Annotated in this window: 16 protein-coding genes; 7 read left to right on the top strand and 9 right to left on the bottom strand. The window is 70.8% G+C overall.

Annotated features, from left to right (window positions below):
• Window positions 1–114 precede the first annotated feature (114 nt).
• Complete coding sequence (locus BEI_RS09730; protein WP_097789340.1) at window positions 115–798, top strand: TetR/AcrR family transcriptional regulator; 684 nt, start codon at window positions 115–117, stop codon at window positions 796–798.
• Here the strand turns inward: BEI_RS09730 and BEI_RS09725 are convergent.
• Window positions 785–2,158 (bottom strand): NCS2 family permease, encoded by a 1,374-nt coding sequence (locus tag BEI_RS09725; RefSeq protein ID WP_097789339.1) that lies wholly within the window; start codon window positions 2,156–2,158, stop codon window positions 785–787. The genes BEI_RS09730 and BEI_RS09725 overlap by 14 nt on opposite strands.
• 199 nt (window positions 2,159–2,357) lie before the next feature.
• On the opposite strand from BEI_RS09725, the gene hrpB reads away from it, so the two are divergent.
• Window positions 2,358–4,811 carry an ATP-dependent helicase HrpB gene (gene hrpB, locus BEI_RS09720; protein WP_097789338.1) on the top strand — a complete coding sequence of 818 codons (2,454 nt, stop codon included), beginning with the start codon at window positions 2,358–2,360 and terminating at the stop codon, window positions 4,809–4,811.
• Window positions 4,812–4,826: 15 nt separating this feature from the next.
• Here hrpB and BEI_RS09715 read toward each other — a convergent pair whose 3' ends face one another.
• A complete protein-coding gene (locus BEI_RS09715; protein WP_097789337.1) occupies window positions 4,827–7,538 on the bottom strand; it encodes a cation-translocating P-type ATPase in 2,712 nt (903 codons plus the stop codon).
• Window positions 7,539–7,660: 122 nt separating this feature from the next.
• On the opposite strand from BEI_RS09715, the gene BEI_RS09710 reads away from it, so the two are divergent.
• Window positions 7,661–8,116, top strand: a complete 456-nt coding sequence (locus BEI_RS09710; protein WP_097791045.1) for a YchJ family protein — start codon at window positions 7,661–7,663, stop codon at window positions 8,114–8,116.
• A gap of 132 nt (window positions 8,117–8,248) precedes the next feature.
• Here the strand turns inward: BEI_RS09710 and BEI_RS09705 are convergent, their stop codons facing one another.
• From BEI_RS09705 to hutI, 6 genes are all read right to left on the bottom strand, one after another.
• On the bottom strand, window positions 8,249–9,595 hold the full coding sequence (locus BEI_RS09705) for a Na+/H+ antiporter family protein (RefSeq protein WP_097789336.1): 1,347 nt from the start codon (window positions 9,593–9,595) through the stop codon (window positions 8,249–8,251).
• A gap of 137 nt (window positions 9,596–9,732) precedes the next feature.
• Window positions 9,733–11,079, bottom strand: coding sequence for a Na+/H+ antiporter family protein (locus BEI_RS09700; protein ID WP_097789335.1), 1,347 nt, complete (start codon window positions 11,077–11,079; stop codon window positions 9,733–9,735).
• 83 nt (window positions 11,080–11,162) lie between these two features.
• A complete protein-coding gene (hutH, locus tag BEI_RS09695) occupies window positions 11,163–12,695 on the bottom strand; it encodes a histidine ammonia-lyase (RefSeq protein WP_097789334.1) in 1,533 nt (510 codons plus the stop codon).
• Between the two features lie 123 nt (window positions 12,696–12,818).
• Window positions 12,819–14,522 carry a urocanate hydratase gene (gene hutU / locus BEI_RS09690; RefSeq protein WP_097789333.1) on the bottom strand — a complete coding sequence of 568 codons (1,704 nt, stop codon included), beginning with the start codon at window positions 14,520–14,522 and terminating at the stop codon, window positions 12,819–12,821.
• A 45-nt stretch (window positions 14,523–14,567) separates the two neighbouring features.
• Window positions 14,568–15,527: a formimidoylglutamase gene (gene hutG / locus BEI_RS09685; protein ID WP_097789332.1), complete on the bottom strand. Its 960-nt coding sequence runs from the start codon at window positions 15,525–15,527 to the stop codon at window positions 14,568–14,570.
• A complete protein-coding gene (gene hutI, locus BEI_RS09680; RefSeq protein ID WP_097789331.1) occupies window positions 15,517–16,734 on the bottom strand; it encodes an imidazolonepropionase in 1,218 nt (405 codons plus the stop codon). The genes hutG and hutI overlap by 11 nt, the downstream gene beginning before the upstream one ends.
• A gap of 300 nt (window positions 16,735–17,034) precedes the next feature.
• On the opposite strand from hutI, the gene BEI_RS09675 reads away from it, so the two are divergent.
• Window positions 17,035–18,360 (top strand): YjiH family protein, encoded by a 1,326-nt coding sequence (locus tag BEI_RS09675; protein WP_097789330.1) that lies wholly within the window; start codon window positions 17,035–17,037, stop codon window positions 18,358–18,360.
• An 86-nt stretch (window positions 18,361–18,446) separates the two neighbouring features.
• On the opposite strand, the gene hutC is transcribed toward BEI_RS09675, so the two are convergent.
• Window positions 18,447–19,157: a histidine utilization repressor gene (gene hutC, locus BEI_RS09670; RefSeq protein WP_097789329.1), complete on the bottom strand. Its 711-nt coding sequence runs from the start codon at window positions 19,155–19,157 to the stop codon at window positions 18,447–18,449.
• A 258-nt stretch (window positions 19,158–19,415) separates the two neighbouring features.
• Between hutC and BEI_RS09665 the strand changes: the two genes are divergently transcribed.
• From BEI_RS09665 to BEI_RS09655, 3 genes are all read left to right on the top strand, one after another.
• On the top strand, window positions 19,416–19,949 hold the full coding sequence (locus BEI_RS09665; protein ID WP_097789328.1) for a DUF1269 domain-containing protein: 534 nt from the start codon (window positions 19,416–19,418) through the stop codon (window positions 19,947–19,949).
• Between the two features lie 102 nt (window positions 19,950–20,051).
• The gene (locus BEI_RS09660; RefSeq protein WP_097789327.1) at window positions 20,052–20,651 is read left to right on the top strand and encodes a DUF938 domain-containing protein; all 600 of its coding nucleotides are present in this window, start codon (window positions 20,052–20,054) and stop codon (window positions 20,649–20,651) included.
• A gap of 168 nt (window positions 20,652–20,819) precedes the next feature.
• The gene (locus tag BEI_RS09655; protein ID WP_097789326.1) at window positions 20,820–22,217 is read left to right on the top strand and encodes a c-type cytochrome; all 1,398 of its coding nucleotides are present in this window, start codon (window positions 20,820–20,822) and stop codon (window positions 22,215–22,217) included.

The following is a 22,217-nucleotide window of genomic DNA, read 5'->3' as shown; positions in this document are numbered from 1 at the left end:
GGTCAGCTTTCGCAAGCGCTGTCGGCACTTTTTTTCGGCGGACCGCCGAATTGCCTTGGCACCGGCCTCTCAGGCAAGCTTTCGCCCCATGACCGGTTCGAACAGCGAGGGCCCATGGCCAAGGTAGACAACACCAGCGAACAGGAAGGGGGCGCCATCCGCCGGCGCAACGAGCGGGCGATCCTGGCGGCGGCCGAGCGGGTCTTCGCCCGCCATGGCTATCGCGGGGCCAGCCTGCAGGAGATCGCCGAGCAGGCGGGCCTGCCCAAGTCCAACGTCCTCTACTACATGGGCAGCAAGCGCAAGCTCTACGTGCGGCTGCTCGAGCGGATGATGGAGCGCTGGAACGCCATGCTCGACGACATCTCGCCCGAGGACGATCCGGCCGAGGTGCTCTCGGCCTTCATCCGCTCCAAGATGCAGCTCTCGAGGACCCATCCGGAGGGCTCGCGACTGTTCGCCAGCGAGATCCTCGGCGGGGCGCCCTTCCTCCAGGACTACCTGAAGGGCGAGCTGCGCGACTGGGTGGAGAGCCGGGCGGCGGTGTTCCGGGAGTGGGCCGATCGGGGCCTGATGGATCCGGTCGACCCGGTCTGGCTGATCTTCCTGATCTGGTCCACCACCCAGCACTACGCCGACTTCGAGGCCCAGGTGCTGGGCATCACCGGGCGCGACGCGCTCAGCGACCAGGACCTGGAGGAGATCACCGAGTTCCTGACCCGGGTGGTGATCAAGGGCTGCGGGGTGAAGCACCCCGCGGCCCGTGCCGAGGATTCGGCGACCCTCACTGAGCGGTGAGCAGCATCAGCACCGACAGTGCCGCACTGACCCACATGGCGGGCTTGATCTCGGCCAGGCGACCGGTCAGCGCCTTGATCAGCACGAAGCTCATGAAGCCGAAGGCGATCCCCAGGGTGATGGAGTAGGTCAGCGGCATCAGGATGATGGCCAGGAAGGCCGGGAAGGCCTGGTCGAAGTGGTTCCAGTCGATCTTGCCGATGGGCGCCATCATGAACAGGCCCACCAGCACCAGGGCCGGGGCGGTGGCGATGCCGGGCACCAGGGACAGCAGCGGCGACAGGAACAGGAAGGGCAGGAACAGCAGGGCGATGGTCACCGCCACCAGGCCGGTACGACCGCCCTGGGCGACGCCGGCGCCGGACTCGATGAAGGTCTGGGCGGCGCTGGTTCCCAGGGGGGCGGCGATCATGGAGGCGAAGGCGTCCACGGTCATGGAGCGCTTGAGGTTGCGGGGATTGCCGTTCTCGTCCTTGAGGTCGGCGGACTCGGAGAGCGCCATGAAGCAGGACAGGGCGTCGAAGAAGTTGGTGAACAGCATCACGAAGATGAAGGGCAGGTAGGCCACCTTCAGCGCGCCGACGATGTCCACGTGCATGACGGCCCCGAAGTCCGGCCAGGCGGCCAGGCCGTTCCAGGCCACCATCACCTCCTCGCCCCACAGCCGACCCATGGGGGCGGCCAGCAGGGTGGTCAGGGCGATGCCCATGATCAGGGCGCCGTTGAAGCGCAGGATGACGAACACCGCGGTGGCCACCAGACCGACGAAGAAGGTCGCCAGGCTGGCGTCCATGGCGCCGAGCGACACCAGGGTGGCGTCGCTGCCGACGATGAAGCCGGCGTTCTGCAGCCCGATGAAGGTGATGAACAGCCCGATGCCGCAGGTGATGGCGTAGCGCAGCGACGGCGGGATGGCCTCGATGATCGCGCGACGCACGTTGAACAGCGCCAGCACGGCGAACATTACCCCCGACCAGAAGACGCAGCCCAGCGCCACCTCCCAGGTCAGTCCGGCGCCCAGCACCAGGGTGTAGGTGAAGAGCGCGTTCATGCCCATGCCCGGCGCCACCAGGATGGGGTTGCGGGCATAGAGGCCCATCGCCAGGCTGCTCATGAAACTGATCAGCACCGTGGCGGAGAGGGCGGCGGAGAAGGGGATGCCGGCGTCGCTGAGGACGGCGGGGTTGACCACGATGATGTACATGCCGGCCAGGAAGGTGGCGATGCCGGCCAGGATCTCGGTCTTCAGCGTCGAGCCGCGGCGGCTGACGCCGAACCATTGGTCGAGGAGCGGCAGGCCCTCCTGGCGAGGGGTGTCCGAGCGAAGCTCCCCGGCGGTGCGGGTGGTTGTCTCTTGCATGATTGAACCCTGTTGTTGTTGTGGGCGGTAGGTGGAAGGTGTCATTTCCTGACCTTTCGGTCAAGATGGTCGAAGCCAAGGCTAGTCCCGGCACAGAGGCCGGGCAAGCGGCCGCCTTGTATCGGCATTCAACGAAGCATGGACTCCATGGATCGGCCGATGGAGCCGAGCGTGGCGCGACTTTCGAGAGAGCGAGCGAATGAAGACAAGCGTTGACGACGCGCCGCCCGCGTCCTTGCCCATCCAGGAGCGCCTGGCCGACATCCGCGCCGCCCTGGCGGCGCATGCCCGTGTCCTGCTGGTGGCCGAGCCCGGTGCCGGCAAGACCACCCGGGTGCCCCTGGACCTGCTCGAGGCCGACTGGTGCCGGGGCCGGCGATTGCTGCTGCTGGAGCCGCGCCGGGTCGCCGCCCGGCTGGCGGCGGGGCACATGGCCGAGTTGCTGGGCGAGGCGGTGGGGGAGACCGTGGGTTACCGGATGCGTGGCGAGTCGCGGGTGGGGCCGGCCACCCGGCTCGAGGTGGTGACCCAGGGGGTGCTGACCCGGATGCTCCAGGACGATCCCCTGCTCGAGGACGTGGCCGGGGTGATCTTCGACGAGTTCCACGAACGCAGCCTCGAGGCCGACCTGGGGCTGGCGCTGGCCCTGGACGCCCAGTCGGTCCGCGACGACCTGCGCCTGCTGGTGATGTCGGCGACCCTCGACGTCGCCACGCTGACCGCGGCGCTCGGCGAGGCCACGCCGGTGATCGACTGTCCCGGCCGCCAGTACCCCGTCGAGACCCGATATCGGCCGGCCCATGCCAGGGAGGACCCGGTTCGGCACCAGGCGGCGGTGGTCGCCGAGGCTCTGGCCGCCGATGCCGGCGATGCCCTGGTGATCCTGCCCGGGGTCGGCGAGATCCGCCGTCTGGGCCGCGCGCTGGCGGAGCGACTCCCGGACGTGGCGGTCGGCGAGCTCCATGGTCGGCTGCCGCTGGAGGCACAGCGCCGGGCACTCGCCCCGGCGCCCGAGGGGCGACGGCGAGTGGTGCTGGCCACCGCCATCGCCGAGTCCAGCGTCACCGTGCCCGGGGTGCGCCTGGTCATCGACGCCGGCCGCGAGCGCCTGCCGGTGTTCCAGCCGCGTTCCGGCCTGACCCGGCTGGAGACCCGCCGCGTCAACCGGGCCAGCGCCGATCAGCGCCGCGGACGGGCCGGCCGATTGGGCCCCGGGGTCTGCTATCGCCTCTGGGCCGAGGAGCAGCCCCTGGCCCCGGATCGCGAGCCGGAGATCCGCCAGGGGGACCTGTCGCCGCTGGCCTTCGAGCTGGCCCGCTGGGGCATCGCCGAGCCCGACGCCCTGACCTGGGTCACGCCTCCCCCGGCGGGGGCGCTGTCCGCCGGTCGGGACCTGCTGATCCGCCTCGGGATCCTGGACGAGACGCACCGCCTGACCGCGCTGGGTCGGGCCTGTGCCCGCTGGCCCGTCCATCCGCGCCTGGCGGTGATGCTGACGCGGGCCGGCGAGCTCGAGGCGCGGGGCCTGGCCTGCGGCCTGGCCGCCCTGGTCGAGGGCGGCGACGGCGACGACGAGCGCGACCTGGCGGCGGCGCTCGAGCGCCGCTTCGCCGCCCCCGGCGAGCATCGGGCCTGGCGACGCGACGCCCGGCGCCTGGCCGACCGGATGGGTTGCCGGCTCGAGGCGTCGAGCCTCGAGCCCCTCGGCGAGCTGCTGGCCCTGGCCTGGCCCGAACGCATCGCCCAGCGTCTCGAGCCGGGACGCTTCCGGCTGGCCGGGGGGGGCCGGGCGAGCCTGCCGGACGAGCATCCGCTGGGCCATGCCGAGCTGCTGGTGGCGGTGGCCCTCGACGGCGAGGGCGGGGGCGGGGGCGGGCGTATCTTCCGCGCCGCGGCCCTGGATCCCGCGCGACTGCCGGCGCTGCATGCCGAGGCCGGCGAGTGGCGGGAGCACCTGGAGTGGTCCGAGTCGGCGGGGCGCCTGGTCGGCGAGCGGCGCCGGGGGCTGGGCGCGGTGGTGCTCGAGCGTCGTCCCCTGACCGACCTGCCCCCCGAGGCGGTGCGCCGGGCCCTGCTCGAGGCGCTGCGCCGGCGGGGCCTGCCGCCGGACCCGGAGGCCGAGCAGCTGCGCGCCCGGGTGGCGCTGCTGCGCCGCGAGCTCGGCGAGCCCTGGCCGGACTGGTCCGAGGCGGCGCTGCTCGACGACCTGGACGCCTGGCTCGGCCCCTACCTCGCGGGGCTGAGCCGGCTCGACGAGGTGGAGCGTCTGCCGCTGTCGCGCATCCTGCTCGACCGCCTGGACTGGTCGTTGCGCACCCGCCTCGACGAGCTGGCGCCGACGCACCTCGAGGTGCCCAGCGGCTCGCGGATCCGGCTGGACTACCGGGACGGGACGCCGGTGCTGGCGGTCAAGCTCCAGGAGGTGTTCGGCTGGCGGGAGGCGCCGCGGCTGGTGGACGGGCGGGTGGCGCCGCTGCTGCACCTGCTGTCGCCGGCCCGGCGGCCCCTGCAGGTCACGGCGGACCTGGCGAGCTTCTGGGACAACGGCTACCCGGAGGTGCGCAAGGACATGCGGGGTCGCTATCCCAAGCATCCCTGGCCGGAGGACCCCTGGTCGGCCGAGGCCACCGCGCGCACCAAGCGCAAGCGGTGAAGGACCCGGCGCCGGTCAGCCCCGGCGGCGCAGCAGCGCCTTCTCCGCCTCGACGACCAGCATCAGGACCGCGGCGGTGGCCAGGATCGCCGCCCAGTGGGACGGGGCAAGGCCCGCGGCGCCGAACAGCCGCTGCAGGACGGGCACATAGGTCCAGGCGAGCTGTATCGCCACCGCCAGGCCGATCGCCACCCAGACCGGCCGGCTGCCGAACAGACCCTGGCGCGACAGGGCGCTGCGGGTCAGGAAGCGGCTGTTGATCAGGTAGGCGGCGCAGCCCGCCACCAGCATGTTCACCGCCCCGGCCCGGGCCACGGCGATGGGGGCGCCCTGGGCGTTGTGGAGCCAGGAGAAGACGCCGTAGGTGGCCAGCAGCAGCAGCGCCGAGACGAAGACCACCCGCCACAGCAGGAAGAGGTCGAGCAGCGCGGCCTCGGGCCGGCGGGGCGGTCGGCGCATCAGGTCGTGCTCGCCGGCCTCGAAGGCCAGCGCCAGGCCCAGGGTCACCGCCACCACCATGTTGACCCACAGGGCCTGGAGCGGGGTCACCGGCAGCAGCGATCCGGACAGGACCGCGAGCATGATCGCCAGGCCCTGGGCGCCGTTGGTGGGCAGCAGGAAGGTGATGGTCTTGCGGATGTTGTCGTAGACCTTCCGCCCCTCGCGAATGGCGGCGACGATGGTGGCGAAGTTGTCGTCGGCCAGCACCATCTCCGCGGCCTCCCGGGCCGCCGCGGTGCCCTGTCGCCCCATGGCCACGCCGACGTCGGCCCGCTTGAGGGCCGGGCCGTCGTTGACCCCGTCGCCGGTCATGGCGCAGATCTCCCCATGTGACTGCAGGGCCTTGACCAGGCGCAGCTTGTGCTCCGGGGCGGCCCGGGCGAAGACGTCCACCTCCAGGACGGCATCGGCCAGCGCCGCGTCGCTCATGGCCTCCAGCGCCGGGCCGTCGAGCACCCGCCCGGTGCGCTCGAACCCCAACTGCTCGGCGATGGCACGGGCGGTGACGCCGTGGTCGCCGGTGACCATGATCGGGCGGATGCCCGCCGCCCGGCACTCCGCCACGGCGACGATGGCCTCTTCCCGTGGCGGGTCCAGCAACCCCACCAGGCCCAGCAGCACCAGGCCCTCCTCGAGGTCCGCCTCGTCCAGCGGCGATCTCGCCGGGTGAGGCTTCTCGGCCAGGGCCAGGACCCTCAGGCCCCGGGAGGAGAGGGCGTGCAGCCGCGCTTCCCAGAGCCCGCGGTCCAGCTCGTCCTCCCCCTGGGCGGTGCGCATCCGGTCGCAAATCGCCAGCAGCCGGTCCGGCGCCCCCTTGACCAGCAGCATCGGTTCGTCGTCGAGCGTATGAAGGGTGGCCATGTACTGGTGCTCGGAGGCGAAGGGGATGGCGTCATGGCGATCATGGTCGCCGCGGATGGCCGAGGCCGACAGACCGGCCTTGGCGGCGGCGACCACCAGGGCGCCCTCGGTGGGATCGCCGTGGATCCGCCAGGTGTCGTCCTCCCGGGCCAGCTCGGCGTCGTTGCACAGGATGCCGACCTCGAGGAAATGGCACAGCGCCGGATGGTCGTCGAGGATCAGGGCTTCCCGTCGAGGCGCGTCCCCCTCGACCCTGTGCAGTTCGCCCTCCGGCGCGAAGCCCGTGCCGTCCAGAAGCACTTCGCCTTCGGGGAGCCAGATCGTCCGGGCGGTCATCTCGTTGCGGGTCAGGGTGCCGGTCTTGTCGGAGAAGATGGTCGAGACCGCCCCCAGGGTCTCCACCGCCGGCAATCGGCGGATGATGGCGTGGCAGCGGGCCATGGCCTGGACGCCGAGGGCCAGGCCGATGGTGACGATGGCCGGCATGCCCTCGGGGATGGCGGCCACGGCCAGCCCCACCGCGGCCATGAACATCTGCGGCCAGGGGCTGGCATGAATCCCTATGCCCACCAGGGCCGTGACCACCGCGCAGGCCAGGATGATCGTCGCCAGGACCCGGCCCGCCCGATCGAGCTGGCGGAGCAGGGGCGTGCGCAGCTTCTCCACCCCGCCGAGCAGTTCGGAGATCCGCCCCAGCTCGGTGGCGGCGCCCGTGGCGACCACCAGGCCACGGGCGCTGCCCTGGACCACCAGGGTGCCGGCATAGGCCATGGCGCTGCGGTCGCCGAGGGCCACGTCCGCCGCCACGGGGTCGCTGGCCTTGTCCACCGGCAGCGACTCGCCGGTGAGGGTGGCTTCCTGGTGGCGGAGGCGGCGGGCCTCGAGCAGACGCAGGTCGGCGGGTACCCGGTCGCCGCCCTCCAGCAGGACGATGTCGCCGGGGACCAGGGCCTCGGCGGCGATCTCCCGGCGCCGGCCGTCGCGCAGGACCTGGGCTCGGGGGGCGAGCATGTCGCGGATGCGGGCCAGGGCCTGTTCGGCCCGGCCCTCCTGAAGGAACCCGATCATCGCGATGACGCCGACCACGAGGAGGATCGCCGTCGCATCCAGGGTCTCGCCGAGGAGCAGGCTGCCCCCGGCCGCCGCCACCAGGATCAGCATCAGGACATTGGCGAACTGGGCCAGCAGCCGCCGCCAGGCGGGTCGCGGCCGGGCTCGGGGCAGGGCGTTGGGGCCGAAGCGAGCCAGGCGCGCCTCGGCCTCGGCTTCCGTGAGTCCCTCGGGGCGGGCCTCCAGGCACTCGAGGGCCTGGTCGGCGGGCATGGCATGCCAGTCGGCAGAAGCGGGGCGACGCTCGACGTCCATGGTCCGGGCCTCCCGGAAGCGTGCGTATGGCGATGACTATGCTGCACCGCAACGCCATCGACAAGGCCGGCGCGCGATCCGGTATCATGGGAGGCCTCATGCCCGACCCGGACCGATGCCCCATGGCCACTCCCGATGCCTGCCCCTGCGGCAGCGGCCTGCCGCTGGCCGCCTGTTGCGGCCTGTACCACCGAGGCGCCCCGGCGCCGACGCCGGAGGCCCTGATGCGCTCGCGCTACAGTGCCTTCGCCCTGGGCCTCACCGACTACCTGCTGGAAAGCTGGGCCGCCGAGACGCGGCCCGCGAGCCTGCCCGCCGACGACGGCACCCGCTGGGTGCGCCTGGAGATCCTCGACCATGGCGAGTCGGGCGATGAGGGGAGGGTGCACTTCCGTGCCACCTTCCGCGAGGGGCGGCGCTGGGGCGTGCTGGAGGAGCGTTCGCGGTTTCGTCGGGAGGCGGGACGCTGGGTCTACGTGGACGGCGAGCCTCAGGTGCATCGCCTCAAGCCCGGCCGCAACGCGCCCTGCCCCTGCGGCAGCGGAAGGAAGGGCAAGGCCTGCTGTGTGACAGGCTAGTCCCCTAGGTCGGGTGCAAGCGGCCCCGCCGGCTGAATGTCATGTCCCCTGTTGGGGGCGTTCAACCAGGCGGGGTCGTCGTTTCTTACAGCTTCAAGCTTGTGGCTTGAAGCTCCCGGGCGACGCCCGGGCTCAGAGGGTCATGGCGGCCAGCCAGCCGAAGACGATCAGCGGGATATTGTAGTGCAGGAAGGTGGGCACCACGCTGTCCCAGATGTGATCGTGCTGGCCGTCGGCGTTGAGGCCGGCGGTCGGCCCGAGGGTGGAGTCCGAGGCCGGGGAGCCGGCGTCGCCGAGCGCGGCGGCGGTGCCCACCAGGGCGACGGTGGCCATGGGCGAGAAGCCGAAGTTGATCGCCAGCGGCACGTAGAGCGACGCGATGATGGGGATGGTGGAGAAGGACGAGCCGATGCCCATGGTGATGAACAGGCCCACCAGCAGCATGATCAGCGCGGCCAGGCCCTGGTTGTCGCCGATCAGGGCGGTGGAGCTCTCCACCAGGGTCTCGACCTGGCCGCTTTCCTGCATGACGCTGGCGAAGCCCGCCGCCGAGATCATGATGAAGCCGACCAGGGTCATCATGCGCATGCCCTCGGTGAAGATGCCGTCCTGCTCGTGCCAGTGGAAGACGCCGCTCACCGACAGCAAGGCGAAGCCGAAGAGCCCCCCGAGCACCATGGAGCCACTGATCAGCTGCACCGCCACGGTGCCCACCAGGGCGATCGCCAGCATCCCCATCTGCCAGGGCTTGAGGTGGCTCGCGGCCTCGGCCGGAGTCTCGTCGCCGTGGGACAGGTCCAGGTCCCGGTACTCGCGCTTGCCGCGATAGCTCAGCAGGACGGCCACCCCCAGCCCCAGGGCCATGCCGGCGATGGGGATCACCATGGCCAGGGGCACCATGTCGGCGGTGATCGTCAGGCCCAGCTCGGCACCGGCCTCGTTGAGGTTGGCCATCAGGATGTCGTGGAGGAAGATCGAGCCGAAGCCCACCGGCAGCAGCATGTAGGGGGCGGTGATGCCGAAGGTGATCACGCAGGCCACGGCGCGGCGGTCGAGCTTCAGGTGGTTCATCAGCTTCAGCAGCGGCGGCACCAGCACCGGGATGAAGGCGATGTGCACCGGGATCAGGTTCTGGGAGCTCACCGCGAAGGCCAGCAGCACGCCCAGCAAGGTGAAGACGATGGTGCCCCGGTGGGGGATGCCCTCGTCGAGGTGCAGGCCGGCGATGGCCTTCTGGGAGAGCAGCTGGGTGATGCCGGAACGGGACAGCGCCACGGCGAAGGCGCCGAGCACCGCGTAGGAGATGGCCACGGTGGCGCCGTTGCCGAGGCCGTCGTTGAAGGCGTCCATGATCTCGCCGATCGGCATGCCGGCCCAGAGGCCGCCGACCAGGCTGGCGATGATCAGGGCGAAGACCACGGAGACGCGGGCGAGGCTGAGGGTGACCATCACCAGGATGGCCAGGACGACGGCATTCATGAACGGTCCTTGGAGCAGATGGGCGGAAGGGGAAAGCCGCACATTGTAACCGCGCTGGACGTCGACGCCAGGGCACCGTTCGGAAAGCACGCCGGGGGGAGGGGAGGGTGCCGGGGCCGGCCCCTCGTGGGCTGGGCTCAGAGCGTCATGGCGGCGAGCCAGCCGCAGGCGATCAGCGGGATGTTGTAGTGCAGGAAGGTGGGCACCACGCTGTCCCAGATGTGATCGTGCTGGCCGTCGGCGTTGAGGCCGGCAGTGGGCCCGAGGGTGGAGTCCGAGGCCGGTGAGCCGGCGTCGCCGAGCGCGGCGGCGGTGCCCACCAGGGCGACGGTGGCCATGGGCGAGAAGCCGAAGTTGATCGCCAGCGGCACGTAGAGGGAGGCGATGATGGGGATGGTGGAGAAGGACGAGCCGATGCCCATGGTGATGAACAGGCCCACCAGCAGCATGATCAGCGCGGCCAGGCCCTGGTTGTCGCCGATCAGGGCGGTGGAGCTCTCCACCAGGGTCTCGACCTGGCCGCTTTCCTGCATGACGCTGGCGAAGCCCGCCGCCGAGATCATGATGAAGCCGACCAGGGCCATCATGCGCATGCCCTCGGTGAAGATGCCGTCCTGCTCGTGCCAGTGGAAGACGCGGCTCACCGACAGCAAGGCGAAGCCGAAGACGCCGCCGAGCACCATGGAGCCGGTGACCAGCTGGGTGGCCACGGTACCGCCCAGGGCGATCGCCAGGACGCCGAGCTGCCAGGGCTGGAGGTGGCCCGCCGCCTGGGCCGGGGTCTCGTCGCCGTGGGACAGGCCCAGGTCCCGGTACTCGCGCTTGCCGCGATAGCTGAACCCGGTGGCGACCAGCAGCCCCAGGAGCATGCCGCCGATGGGCACGACCATGGCGAGGGGGACCATGTCGGGGGTGACCGTCAGGCCCAGGGCGCCGCCGGCCTCGTTGAGGTTGGCCAGCAGGATGTCGTGGAGGAAGATCGAGCCGAAGCCCACCGGGAGCAGCATGTAGGGGGCGGTGATGCCGAAGGTGATCACGCAGGCCACGGCGCGCCGGTCGAGCTTCAGGTGGTTCATCAGCTTGAGCAGCGGCGGCACCAGCACCGGGATGAAGGCGATGTGCACCGGGATCAGGTTCTGCGAGCTCACCGAGAAGGCCAGCAGGGTCCCCAGCAGGACGAAGACGATCGTCCTGCGATGGGGAATGCCCTCATCGAGGTGCAGCCTGGCGATGGCCTTCTGGGAAAGCATCTGGGTGATGCCGGAGCGGGACAGCGCCACGGCGAAGGCGCCGAGCACCGCGTAGGAGATGGCCACGGTGGCGCCGTTGCCGAGGCCGTCGTTGAAGGCGTCCATGATCTCGCCGATCGGCATGCCGGCGTAGAGGCCGCCGACCAGGGAGGCGGCGATCAGGGCGAAGACCACGGAGACGCGGGCGAGACTTAGTACGACCATCACCAGGATGGCCAGGACGACAGCATTCATGTTGTAGGAGCCTTGAGAATCGGTGGTTGTTGTTGGGGGCGTTATGGGCCGCCCACCCCGAGGGGTGGGCGGCGGGGGCGGTCTCAGTGGCTGGGCAGCAGCCCGTCGGGGACCAGGTGGCTGAGGGTGCGCCGGACCAGCAGCTCGCGGGCGGCGTCGATATCGGGGCCGAAGAAGCGATCCCGGTCGTAGTAGGCGACGCGCTCGCGCAGGGTGCGGCGTGCCTCCTCCAGGCACGCGGTGGTCGCGAGGCCGTCGCGGAAGTCCAGCCCCTGGCAGGCGGCCAGCCACTCGATGGCCAGGATGCCGCGCACGTTGTCGGCCATCTCCCAGAGGCGCTTGCCGGCGGCCGGGGCCATGGAGACATGATCCTCCTGGTTGGCCGAGGTGGGCAGGCTGTCGACGCTGTGCGGATGGGCCAGGGCCTTGTTCTCGCTGGCCAGGGCGGCGGCGGTGACCTGCGCGATCATGAAGCCCGAGTTGACCCCGCCGTTCTCGACCAGGAAGGGCGGCAGCTGGGACATGTGCTTGTCCATCATCAGCGAGACGCGGCGCTCGGTGAGCGAGCCGATCTCGGCGAGGGCCAGCGCCAGGTTGTCGGAGGCCATGGCCACCGGTTCGGCGTGGAAGTTGCCGCCGGAGATGACGTCGCCCTGCTCGGCGAAGACCAGGGGGTTGTCGGAGACCGCGTTGACCTCCACGGCCAGCACCTCGGCGGCCTGGCGGATCTGGGTCAGGGCGGCGCCCATCACCTGGGGCTGGCAGCGCAGCGAGTAGGGGTCCTGAACCTTGCCGCAGTGGGCATGGGAGTCGCTGACCTCGCTGCGCTCGCCCAGCAGGTGGCGGTAGGTGCTCGCGGCATCGATCTGGCCGCGCTGGCCGCGGACCTCGTGGATGCGTGCATCGAAGGGCGAGCGGGAGCTCAGGGTTGCCTCCACGGTGAGCGAGCCGCAGACGGCGGCGGCGGCGAAGAGGTCCTCGGCCTCGAACAGCCCCTTGAGGCCATAGGCGGTGGACACCTGGGTGCCGTTGAGCAGCGCCAGGCCCTCCTTGGGCGCCAGGGCCAGCGGCTCGAGGCCGGCGACAGCCAGCGCCTCGGTGGCCGGCAGCCATTCGCCCTTGTGGCGGGCCTTGCCCTCGCCGAGCAGCACCACGCTCATATGGGCCAGCGGGGCCAGGTCGCCGGAGGCGCCCACCGAGCCCTTCAGGGGGATATGGGGGTAGACCTCGGCGTTGATCAGGGCCACCAGGGCGTCCAGGACCTTGCGGCGGATGCCGGAGAAGCCGCGGGCCAGGCTGTTGACCTTGAGCACCATGATCAGGCGCACCAGGTCGTCGCTCATGGGCTCGCCGACGCCGGTGGCATGGGAGAGCACCAGGGAACGCTGCAGGTCCTCGAGCTGGTCCTTCTCGATGCGGGTCTGGGCCAGCAGGCCGAAGCCGGTGTTGATGCCGTAGACGGTGCGGTCGTCGGCGATCACCCGGTCGACGCAGTCGACGGCCTGCTGGATGTCGGCGTCGGCGCTCTCGGGCAGGCTGACCCTCACGGGGGCCTGAAAGGCCTGGCGCGCCTGGGCCAGGGTCATCTGGCCGGGTTGGATCTCGAGATGGGGCATGGCGGATTCACTCATGGCTGTCATTGGGTTGACCCTCGACCGGGCCGGGCCGTTCTCGACGGTCGCCGCCGGCGGTGGCTCGCCGGCGACGATCCGATGGGGCGTGCAAGCGCGTGACGGCGCTCAGCGCTGGGTGTCCTCGATCATCGGCAGGTCGAGGCCGTTCTCCACGGCGCAGCGCGTGGCGATCTCGTAGCCGGCGTCGGCGTGGCGCATGACGCCGGTGCCCGGGTCGTTGCGCAGCACCCGGCCCAGGCGGGCGTGGGCGTCGTCGGTGCCGTCGGCGACGATCACCACCCCGGCGTGCTGGGAGTAGCCCATGCCCACGCCGCCGCCGTGGTGCAGCGACACCCAGGTGGCGCCGCCGGCGGTGTTGAGCAGGGCGTTGAGCAGCGGCCAGTCGGACACGGCGTCGGAGCCGTCCTGCATCGCCTCGGTCTCGCGGTTGGGGCTGGCCACCGCACCGGAGTCCAGGTGGTCGCGGCCGATCACCACCGGCGCCTTGAGCTCGCCGTTGGCGACCATCTCGTTGAAGGCCTGGCCCAGACGGGCGCGGTCCTTGAGGCCGACCCAGCAGATCCGCGCCGGCAGGCCCTGGAACGAGATCCGCTCGCGGGCCATGTCCAGCCAGTTGTGCAGGTGCGGGTCGTCCGGGATCAGCTCCTTGACCTTCTGGTCGGTCTTGTAGATGTCCTCCGGGTCGCCGGACAGCGCCGCCCAGCGGAAGGGGCCGATGCCCTGGCAGAACAGCGGGCGGATGTAGGCCGGCACGAAGCCGGGGAAGTCGAAGGCGTTCGCGACCCCTTCTTCCATCGCCATCTGACGGATGTTGTTGCCGTAGTCGAAGGTCGGCACGCCCTGCTTCTGGAAGTCGAGCATGGCCTGGACGTGCACCGCCATGGACCGCTTGGCGGCCTTGACGGTGGCCTCGGGCTGGTCCTTGCCGCGGGCCACGTACTCCTCCCAGGTCCAGCCGGAGGGCAGGTAGCCGTGCAGCGGGTCGTGGGCGCTGGTCTGGTCGGTGACCATGTCCGGCCGAACTTCGCGGCGCACGAGTTCCGGCAGGATGTCGGCGGCGTTGGCGCACAGGCCGATGGAGATGGCCTTGCCCTCGGCGGTGTAGCGCTCGAGGCGGGCCAGGGCGTCGTCCAGGTCCTCGGCCTGCTCGTCCAGATAGCGGGTGCGCAGGCGGAAGTCGAGGCGCGACTGCTGGCACTCGATGTTCAGCGAGCAGGCGCCGGCCAGGGTGGCGGCCAGCGGCTGGGCGCCGCCCATGCCGCCGAGGACGGCGGTGAGGATCCAGCGACCCTTGAGGTCGCCGCCGTAGTGCTGGCGGCCGGCCTCCACGAAGGTCTCGTAGGTGCCCTGGACGATGCCCTGGGAGCCGATGTAGATCCAGGAGCCGGCGGTCATCTGGCCGTACATCATCAGGCCCTTGCGATCCAGCTCGTTGAAGTGCTCCCAGTTGGCCCAGGCCGGCACCAGGTTGGAGTTGGCGATCAGCACCCGGGGGGCGTCCTTGTGGGTCTCGAAGACGCCCACCGGCTTGCCGGACTGGATGAGCAGGGACTGGTGGTCCTCCAGGCGACGGAGGGTCTCGACGATCCGGTCGTAGCACTCCCAGTCCCGGGCGGCGCGGCCGATGCCGCCGTAGACCACCAGGTCCTCGGGACGCTCGGCGACGTCCGGATGCAGGTTGTTCATCAGCATGCGCAGCGGCGCTTCGGTGAGCCAGCTCTTGCAGGACAGCTCGGGGCCGGTGGGGGCGGCGATCTTGCGGCTGGGGTCGTGGCGGTCGGCGCTCCGGCGCTTGTCGGTGAGGCTCATGTCGTCTTTCCTCGCTTGTGGTCCGTTATGAGGGTGTCGGCCGATTCAGCCGTTCAGGGTCAGCAGATGGACGAGCCGGGCCGCCGCCTTGGCGGTGCGGCTGTCGACGTCGTAGGCGGGGTTGAGCTCGGCCAGATCGGCCAGGCGCAGCTTCCCGCTGTCGCGGATCACCTCGATCAGCGGCTCGAGCATGGCCAGCGATACCCCGCGGGGGGCGGGCGCGCTGACGCCCGGCGCCTCGGCGGCGGGCAACACGTCCAGATCGATGGTGAGGTAGAGGTGGTCGCAGTCGGTCACGAAGCGTTCCAGGTCCCGCCGCAGGGCGTCGAACGCCTGGGGCGTGAAGTCGCGATCCTCGCGGACCAGCACCGCGAGCGCCTCGGCACGCTGGAAGAGGGCGCGAGTGTTGGCGGCCCGACTCACGCCCAGGCAGGCATAGCGGAAGGGCCAGCCCCGGGTCCGGCACCCCTCGGCGATCTGGGCGAAGGGGGTGCCGGAGGAGCGCACCTGGGCCGGGTCGCGGAGGTCGAAGTGGGCATCGAAGTTCACGATGCCGATCCGCGGGGCGTCTTCCCGGGACTCGAGGTGACGGGCCAGGCCGGACCAGCTGGCGTAGGCCACCTCGTGGCCCCCGCCCAGCACGATCGGCAGGTGGCCGGCATGGAGCAGCGGCGCCAGGCGATCGGCGAGGGTGTCCTGGGCGGCCTCCAGGGCATCGCCGTCGCAGGCCACGTCGCCGGCGTCGTAGGCGGGGCCCCGGCGGTGCCAGGCCAGTGGGGCCAGGGCGCGCCGGATGGCCGAGGGGCCCGCGGCGGCGCCGGGGCGCCCCTGGTTCCGGGCCACGCCGGCGTCGCTGGCGAAGCCGACCAGCACGGTGCCGGGGGCGGCCTCGGCCGACAGGGGGCGGATGCACTGGTGCCAGCGCTCGCTGTCCGGCTCCGGGTCGGTGCGGCCCTGCCACGGGCTCATGTCGAGGGTGGTGGCGATGTCGTGTTCAGGCGCCATGGCTGGGGACTCCCTGGAAGAGGCGTTGACGCAGGCGGCCCGGCTGGACGGCATAGGCCAGCTCCGCCGGCGAGTCGATGTTCCAGACGCAGAGGTCGGCGGGAGCGCCTTCCTCCAGGCGACCCAGCTCCCGGCGGCCCAGCGCCGCGGCGCCATGGGCGGTCATCCCGGCCAGCGCCTCGGAAGGCGTGAGGCGGAAGAGGGTGCAGGCCAGGTTCAGCATCAGGCTCGGCATGAACAGCGGCGAGCTGCCCGGGTTGGCGTCGGTGGCCACGGCCATGGGCACGCCCGCCTCGCGCAGGCCGGCGATGGGCGGCTGCTGGGTCTCGCGCAGGGTATGGAAGGCCCCGGGCAGGATGACGGCCACGCTGCCGGCCTCGCGCATGGCCTCGATGCCGGCCGGGTCGAGGTATTCGATGTGATCCGCCGAGAGGGCGCCATGGCGGGCGGCCATGGCGGTCCCGCCGAGGTTGGAGAGCTGCTCGGCGTGAGCCTTGATGGGCAGGCCGTGCGCCTCGGCCGCCTGAAAGACGCGCTCGCACTGGGCCACCGAGAAGGCGATCTTCTCGCAGAAGACATCCACCGCGTCGGCCAGCCCCTCGGCGGCCGCCGCCGGGATCATCTCGTCGCAGACCAGGTCGATGTAGGCGTCGCTCCGGCCCTGGTACTCCGGCGGCAGGGCATGGGCACCGAGCAGGGTGGTGACGACGCGCACCGGCAGAGCCTCGCCGAGGCGACGGGCCACGCGCAGCATCTTGAGCTCGTCGTTCACGGTGAGGCCGTAGCCCGACTTGATCTCCACGGTGGTGGCGCCGTCGGCGATCATCGCCTCCAGTCGGGGCAGGGCGGCCCGGAAGAGGGTGTCCTCGGAGGCCTGGCGGGTGGCCTTCACGGTGCTGAGGATGCCACCGCCGCGCCGGGCGATCTCCTCGTAGCTGACCCCCTCCAGGCGCGCCTCGAACTCCTCGGCCCGGCCGCCGCCGAAGACGATATGGGTGTGGCAATCCACCAGGCCCGGCGTCATGACCCCGCCGCGGCCCATGTCCCGACAGCCGTCGGTCAGGGCCGCATCGAGGTCCTGCATGGGGAGCAGGCGCGCGATGCGCCCGTCCTCGACGATCACCGCCATGGGCTCGGGGCGCGTGGCCAGCCCGTCGAAGACGGTGACGTCGCGCCAGAGCAGGCGGTTCGGCGTTGTCTGGGTCATGTGAAGCCCTCCCGATGCGTAATGTATATACAAATGCTAGCCCATCTTCCGTGCGCCGTCATCCTCGCTCTCCGCATTCGAGCCGGTACGGTGAAGAGGCGCCGTGAGCTATCCCAGATAACTGAAAAACAAGGGTAATTCAGTTATTTTGCCCTGGGGTTCCGGGGAGGTGGGCAGCCGGCGTTAGACCAAAGTATATAGGGTGGGTGGAGGGTGGGGTTGGCGGAGGTAGGTCGGGTAATGTATATACATTAAGCGGCATCCCGACGCCGTCCCATAACGACAACGCAGGAGAGTCCCATGCCTACACCTCCCTCCGTCTCGCCTACGGCACGCCGACATTCGTCGGCCACCGTGCTGAAACTCTTCCTGCCCAGCCTGCTGGGCGTGCTGATCTTCTTCGTTCCCCTGACCCTGGGGGGCAGGACCACCATCCCCCTGGACCACATGGTCACCGGGGCCAAGGCGCTGCTGGGCGGGGCCAGCGGCTATTACGCCCTGGCGCTGATCGTGGCGGGGGCCCTCTACCCGTTCTACAAGGGCATCTGGCGGCGCAGCCTCACCGACGTCATCTTCACCGTGCTGAAGTTCGCGGGGATCCTGACCGCCGTGCTGGCGTTGACCGGCTGGGGGCCGGCCTTCCTGCACACCCCGGACATGCTGCCCTTCCTGTTCGAGAAGCTGGTCATCCCCGTGGGCCTGATCGTGCCGATCGGCGCCATCTTCCTGGCACTGCTGATCGGTTTCGGCCTGCTCGAGCTGATCGGGGTGCTGGTCCAGCCGATCATGCGCCCGATCTGGCGCACGCCGGGGCGCAGCGCCATCGATGCCGTGGCCTCCTTCGTCGGCAGCTACTCGATCGGCCTGCTGATCACCAACCGGGTCTATCAGGCGGGCGAGTATTCCGCCCGCGAGGCGGCGATCATCGCCACCGGCTTCTCCACCGTCTCGGCGACCTTCATGATCATCGTCGCCAAGACCCTGGACCTGATGAGCGTCTGGAACGCCTATTTCTGGCTGACCCTGGTGATCACCTTCCTGGTCACCGCCATCACCGTGCGGATTCCGCCGCTGTCCGGCATGGACGACACCAAGACCGACCCCGAGCCGGAGGCCGAGTCCGGCCGGCGCTGGTCCACCGCCTGGAACACCGGCCTGGACGTGGCCGCCAAGGCGCCCAGCCTGCCGGCCAGCGTGGCGCTGAACTTCCGCGAGGGCCTGATCATGGCCATCAGCATCCTGCCGTCCATCATGTCCGTCGGTCTGGCCGGGCTGCTGCTGGCCAAGTACACCCCGGTCTTCGAATGGCTCGGTTGGGTGTTCTATCCCTTCGTCGCCGTGTGGGGCGTGGAAGAGGCCGCCGCGGTGGCCCAGGCCTCGGCCGCCGGGCTGGCCGAGATGTTCCTGCCGGCGCTGCTGATGGGGGATGCCGGCTTCGTGGCGCGCTTCGCCACCGGCGTGGTCTCGGTGTCGGCGGTGCTGTTCTTCTCCGCCTCGATCCCCTGCATCCTGTCCACCAGCATCCCCATCCCGGTGGGGCGCATCGTGGTCGTCTGGTTCCTGCGGGTGGCGCTGAGCCTGCTGCTGGCGGTGCCCACCGGGATCCTGGTTCAGTCCCTGGTGTGACGTCTGGGGCGCTGCGGATGGCGCCAATCGATGGAAAAAGGCCGGAGGCGAACGCCTCCGGCCTTTTCTTGTAGGGGATCGCGCGATCAGGCGGTGTGCAGCGAAGAGCGCAGCTTGTAGCGGTCACCGGGGTGCAGCAGGCGGGCGTAGCTGACCAGGTGATCGCCGGACCAGGTCCGTCGGATCATCCGCAGGCAGGGCTGCTCGGGGGGGATCTCGAGTCGGTCGGCGGTGTCGGGGTCCACCAGCACGGCCTCCACGACGTGCTCGACGTCGGTGATCGGACAGGCCGCCACCAGCACCTCGTTGGGCGTACGGCGGGAGAAGTCAGTCTCCAGGTAGTGGGGGACCTGGCGGGGATTGACGTAGCGATCCTCGAGCTGGATGGGCACGCCATCCTCGCGATGGATGATCAGGGTATGGAAGACCCGGGTTCCCAGGCGCACCCCGAGTCGCATGGACACCTCGTCGCCGGCGTCCAGCGCCTCGGCCACCAGCACCTGGCTGGTGTAGGCATGGCCGCGACCCTCGACCTCGGCGGCGATGTTGTGGACCTCGACCAGCGAGGATTCCGCCTTGTGATCGGTGACGAAGGTCCCGACCCCGGGCTGACGGGTCAGGTAGCCCTGCTGGACCAGGTCGCGGATCGCCTTGTTGGCGGTCATGCGGCTGACGCCGAAGTCCCGGGCCAGCTGTTCCTCGGGGGGGATCTGATGGTGAGGCGCCCATTCGCCACCGCGGATCTTCTCCAGCAGGTGCTGCTGAATCTTGAGGTAGAGCGGGAGAGTGCTGCCCATGGTCGGCCGTGAATCCTTCACTGGTGGGGTCGGTGCGCCGTTCAGTTTACCCGCGCAGCGGCCCCGTGACACCCCGGCGGCCAGGGGCGTCCGCCCGAAGACTTGTCGGGAACGAAAGGATACGCAATCTTGAAACCAGGACGCCCCCTCGATCCGGGTCGCCGCCCGCGGCGCGTCGGCACGTCCCGACCCGCCACCCGGGGCGTCATTCACGGGGCAGGGCGTGGTGTGCCCGCTCCGCCGACTGGAGGGCGAGTCATGCAACGTCTGTACTTCCTGACCCCCGACCTGGATACCACGGTGAACATCGCCCATGAACTCGATGATCTGGGGCTGACCCATGACCAGGTCCATGTCACCGGACGCGATTGGCAGCATCTACAGGAGAGGGGGGTGAACAATGCCACGCTCAGGGAAACCACCGACGTGGTCCATGCCGGCTATCGCGGCGTCGCCTACGGCGCCATCCTCGGCCTGGTGCTGGGCGTGCTGGTGTACTGGCTCGCCGGGGAGGCGCTGGGGGTGGGGCCCTGGCCCCTGATCATCGGCCTGGGCATCGGCGGCGTCTTCTTCGGCGCCTGGGTCGGTACCATGGTCGGCGTCTCGGTCCACGACGCCAAGGTCGACAAGTACGAGCGAGAGCTGGAGAAGGGCGCCTTCCTGATGATGGTCGATATCTCCGACCTGCGTGAGGATCACGTCCGCCGGATCATCCACCGCCACCACCCCGACGTGACCATCGACAAGGTCACCTCCGACGAGCGCCGCCATCACCTCGGGACCGGCGCCTAGGCCGCCTCTGCCGATCGTCGCGGGCGACAGGGCCGACCGGCTCGACTATCATGCGTCCCGGAGCCGGAGGTGTCCGGCGCCGCCGCCGTCCCGAGGTCCGACATGCCCGATGCCCGTCTGCACAGTCCCGCCGTGGCGCGCAATCGCCAGCCCATCCTCGAGGTCCTGACCGAGGTCCTGCCCGGACGGGCGCGGGTCCTGGAGCTGGCCGCCGGCAGCGGCGAGCATGCGCTGCACTTCGCCGGCGCCCACCCCGGCTGGGACTGGCAGCCCAGCGACCCCAGTCCGCGGGCGAGGGCCTCCATCGACGCCTGGCGGGGCCGGACGGGGCCGGCCAACCTGCACGAGCCCCTGGACCTGGACGTCGCCGCTGACTGGCCCCTGGGGCGCTTCGACGCCATCCTGGCCATCAACCTGCTGCATATCGCGCCCTGGGCCGTCGGCGAGGCCCTGATGGCCAGGGCCGGCGATCATCTCGAGCCGGGCGGCGTGCTCTTCCTCTATGGCCCCTTCCGTCGTGGCGGCCGTCACACCTCGGAGAGCAACGCGGCCTTCGATGCCGACCTGCGAAGGCGGGACCCTCGCTGGGGGATTCGCGATCTGGAGGCCGTGACGGCCGAGGCGGCCGCCCATGGCCTGGGGCTCGAGCGCGTGGTCGCCATGCCGGCCAACAACCTGAGCCTGGTGCTTCGCCGCGCCTGAGCCCGCTCGACGGGCGACCCGCGAGCCCGTCGGCAGGCTCGGACCCGATCGGTCGCGGCGGAACCGCCGGCTTGTTCCCGGGCAGTGCGACGCCCGGCTGGGTGCTAAAGTGACAGATACGTCACGCCCGGCCGCGCCACGCGATGAGGCGGGCAAGGGGGCCCACCGATGGCTATCGCGATTGCCTTGATCGTCCTGGCCGGGGGCTCGGTACTGTTCTACTTCCTGAGTCCCTGGCACCTGACTCCCCTGGCCTCCAACTGGGGCGCCATCGACGTCACGATCGCCATCTCCTTCTGGGTCACGGGGCTGGTCTTCCTGGCCGTCTCGCTGTTCATCGCGGTCGCCCTGATCCGCTTCCGTCACCACCGTTGCGGGCGCGCCCACTACCGGCCGGAGAACAAGCCGCTCGAGTTCTGGCTGACCGCCGCCACCACCCTGGGCATCGGGGCGCTCCTTGCGCCGGGCCTGGTCGTCTGGGGGCATTTCGTCACCGTCCCGGACGACGCCCACGAGGTCGAGGTGGTCGGCCAGCAGTGGCACTGGAGCTTCCGCTTCCCGGGGGAGGACGGGATCTTCGGCGAGGCCCGCAATGCCCTGATCGACGCGTCGAACCCCCTCGGGCTGGCCCCCGGCGACCCCGCCGGGCGCGACGACGTCCTGGTGGAGCGGCCCCTCCTCATGCTGCCCGAGGGGCGTCCCGTGAAGGTGCTGCTGCGCTCCAAGGACGTCCTGCACAACTTCAAGGTCCCCCCCTTCCGCGCCAAGATGGATGCCATCCCGGGGCAGGTCTCCTATTTCTGGTTCACCCCCACGCGGATCGGCGACTTCGAGGCGGTCTGCGCCGAGTTGTGCGGCATCGGCCACTTCGCCATGCGGGCGAGGGTGAGGGTGGTGGAGCCGGCGCGGTTCGAGGCCTGGCTGGCGGAGCAGCCCACCCACGCCGAGCGGCTCGCCTGTCCGCCGGGCGATCCCCGGGCGGGCGAGGCCCTCTTCGCGACCTGCACGGCCTGCCACGGGGAACGGGGCCAGGGGCGGCAGACGACCGGCGCCCCGCGGCTCGCCGGCCTCGGGACCGACTACCTGGTCCGGCAGTTGCGCAACTTCCGCGTGGGCGCTCGGGGGACCCACGAGCAGGACGTCCAGGGCCGGCAGATGCGGCCCTTCGCCCGGTCCCTGGCGGGGGAGGCGGCCATGCGCGACCTGGCGGCCCATGTCGCGACCTTGCCCATGGATCCATCGCCTCTCACCGTCGAGGGCGATCCGCGCCAGGGGCGGCGGCTCTACCGCAGCTGCGCCAATTGCCACGGCGCCGGGGGCCAGGGCAACACCCGGTACAAGGCCCCGCGCCTGGCCGGGATGAACGACTGGTACCTGGTCCGCCAGCTCGAGCATTTCCGGGCCGGCATCCGGGGGCGGCACCCCCGGGATCCCTACGGCAACCAGATGGTCGACATGGCCCAGGTGCTGGTCGACGAGGCCGCGGTGCGGGATGTGGTGGCCTACATCAACGGCCTGGCGCGGGCCGACGCCGCCCCGGCGGTCGCCCGGCAGGCGGAGGAGTGA

It is taken from the genome of Halomonas beimenensis (assembly GCF_002549795.1).
Classification (GTDB): Bacteria; Pseudomonadota; Gammaproteobacteria; order Pseudomonadales; family Halomonadaceae; genus Halomonas; species Halomonas beimenensis.
This window is presented reverse-complemented; position numbering and strand designations above follow the sequence as displayed.

What these genes read in the sequence shown, in the direction of transcription:
- BEI_RS09730 (WP_097789340.1), top strand. Translation starts at nt 115, where the DNA reads ATGGCCAAGGTAGACAACACCAGCGAACAGGAAGGGGGCGCCATCCGC.
- BEI_RS09725 (WP_097789339.1), bottom strand. Translation starts at nt 2,158, where the DNA reads ATGCAAGAGACAACCACCCGCACCGCCGGGGAGCTTCGCTCGGACACC.
- hrpB (WP_097789338.1), top strand. Translation starts at nt 2,358, where the DNA reads ATGAAGACAAGCGTTGACGACGCGCCGCCCGCGTCCTTGCCCATCCAG.
- BEI_RS09715 (WP_097789337.1), bottom strand. Translation starts at nt 7,538, where the DNA reads ATGGACGTCGAGCGTCGCCCCGCTTCTGCCGACTGGCATGCCATGCCC.
- BEI_RS09710 (WP_097791045.1), top strand. Translation starts at nt 7,661, where the DNA reads ATGGCCACTCCCGATGCCTGCCCCTGCGGCAGCGGCCTGCCGCTGGCC.
- BEI_RS09705 (WP_097789336.1), bottom strand. Translation starts at nt 9,595, where the DNA reads ATGAATGCCGTCGTCCTGGCCATCCTGGTGATGGTCACCCTCAGCCTC.
- BEI_RS09700 (WP_097789335.1), bottom strand. Translation starts at nt 11,079, where the DNA reads ATGAATGCTGTCGTCCTGGCCATCCTGGTGATGGTCGTACTAAGTCTC.
- hutH (WP_097789334.1), bottom strand. Translation starts at nt 12,695, where the DNA reads ATGCCCCATCTCGAGATCCAACCCGGCCAGATGACCCTGGCCCAGGCG.
- hutU (WP_097789333.1), bottom strand. Translation starts at nt 14,522, where the DNA reads ATGAGCCTCACCGACAAGCGCCGGAGCGCCGACCGCCACGACCCCAGC.
- hutG (WP_097789332.1), bottom strand. Translation starts at nt 15,527, where the DNA reads ATGGCGCCTGAACACGACATCGCCACCACCCTCGACATGAGCCCGTGG.
- hutI (WP_097789331.1), bottom strand. Translation starts at nt 16,734, where the DNA reads ATGACCCAGACAACGCCGAACCGCCTGCTCTGGCGCGACGTCACCGTC.
- BEI_RS09675 (WP_097789330.1), top strand. Translation starts at nt 17,035, where the DNA reads ATGCCTACACCTCCCTCCGTCTCGCCTACGGCACGCCGACATTCGTCG.
- hutC (WP_097789329.1), bottom strand. Translation starts at nt 19,157, where the DNA reads ATGGGCAGCACTCTCCCGCTCTACCTCAAGATTCAGCAGCACCTGCTG.
- BEI_RS09665 (WP_097789328.1), top strand. Translation starts at nt 19,416, where the DNA reads ATGCAACGTCTGTACTTCCTGACCCCCGACCTGGATACCACGGTGAAC.
- BEI_RS09660 (WP_097789327.1), top strand. Translation starts at nt 20,052, where the DNA reads ATGCCCGATGCCCGTCTGCACAGTCCCGCCGTGGCGCGCAATCGCCAG.
- BEI_RS09655 (WP_097789326.1), top strand. Translation starts at nt 20,820, where the DNA reads ATGGCTATCGCGATTGCCTTGATCGTCCTGGCCGGGGGCTCGGTACTG.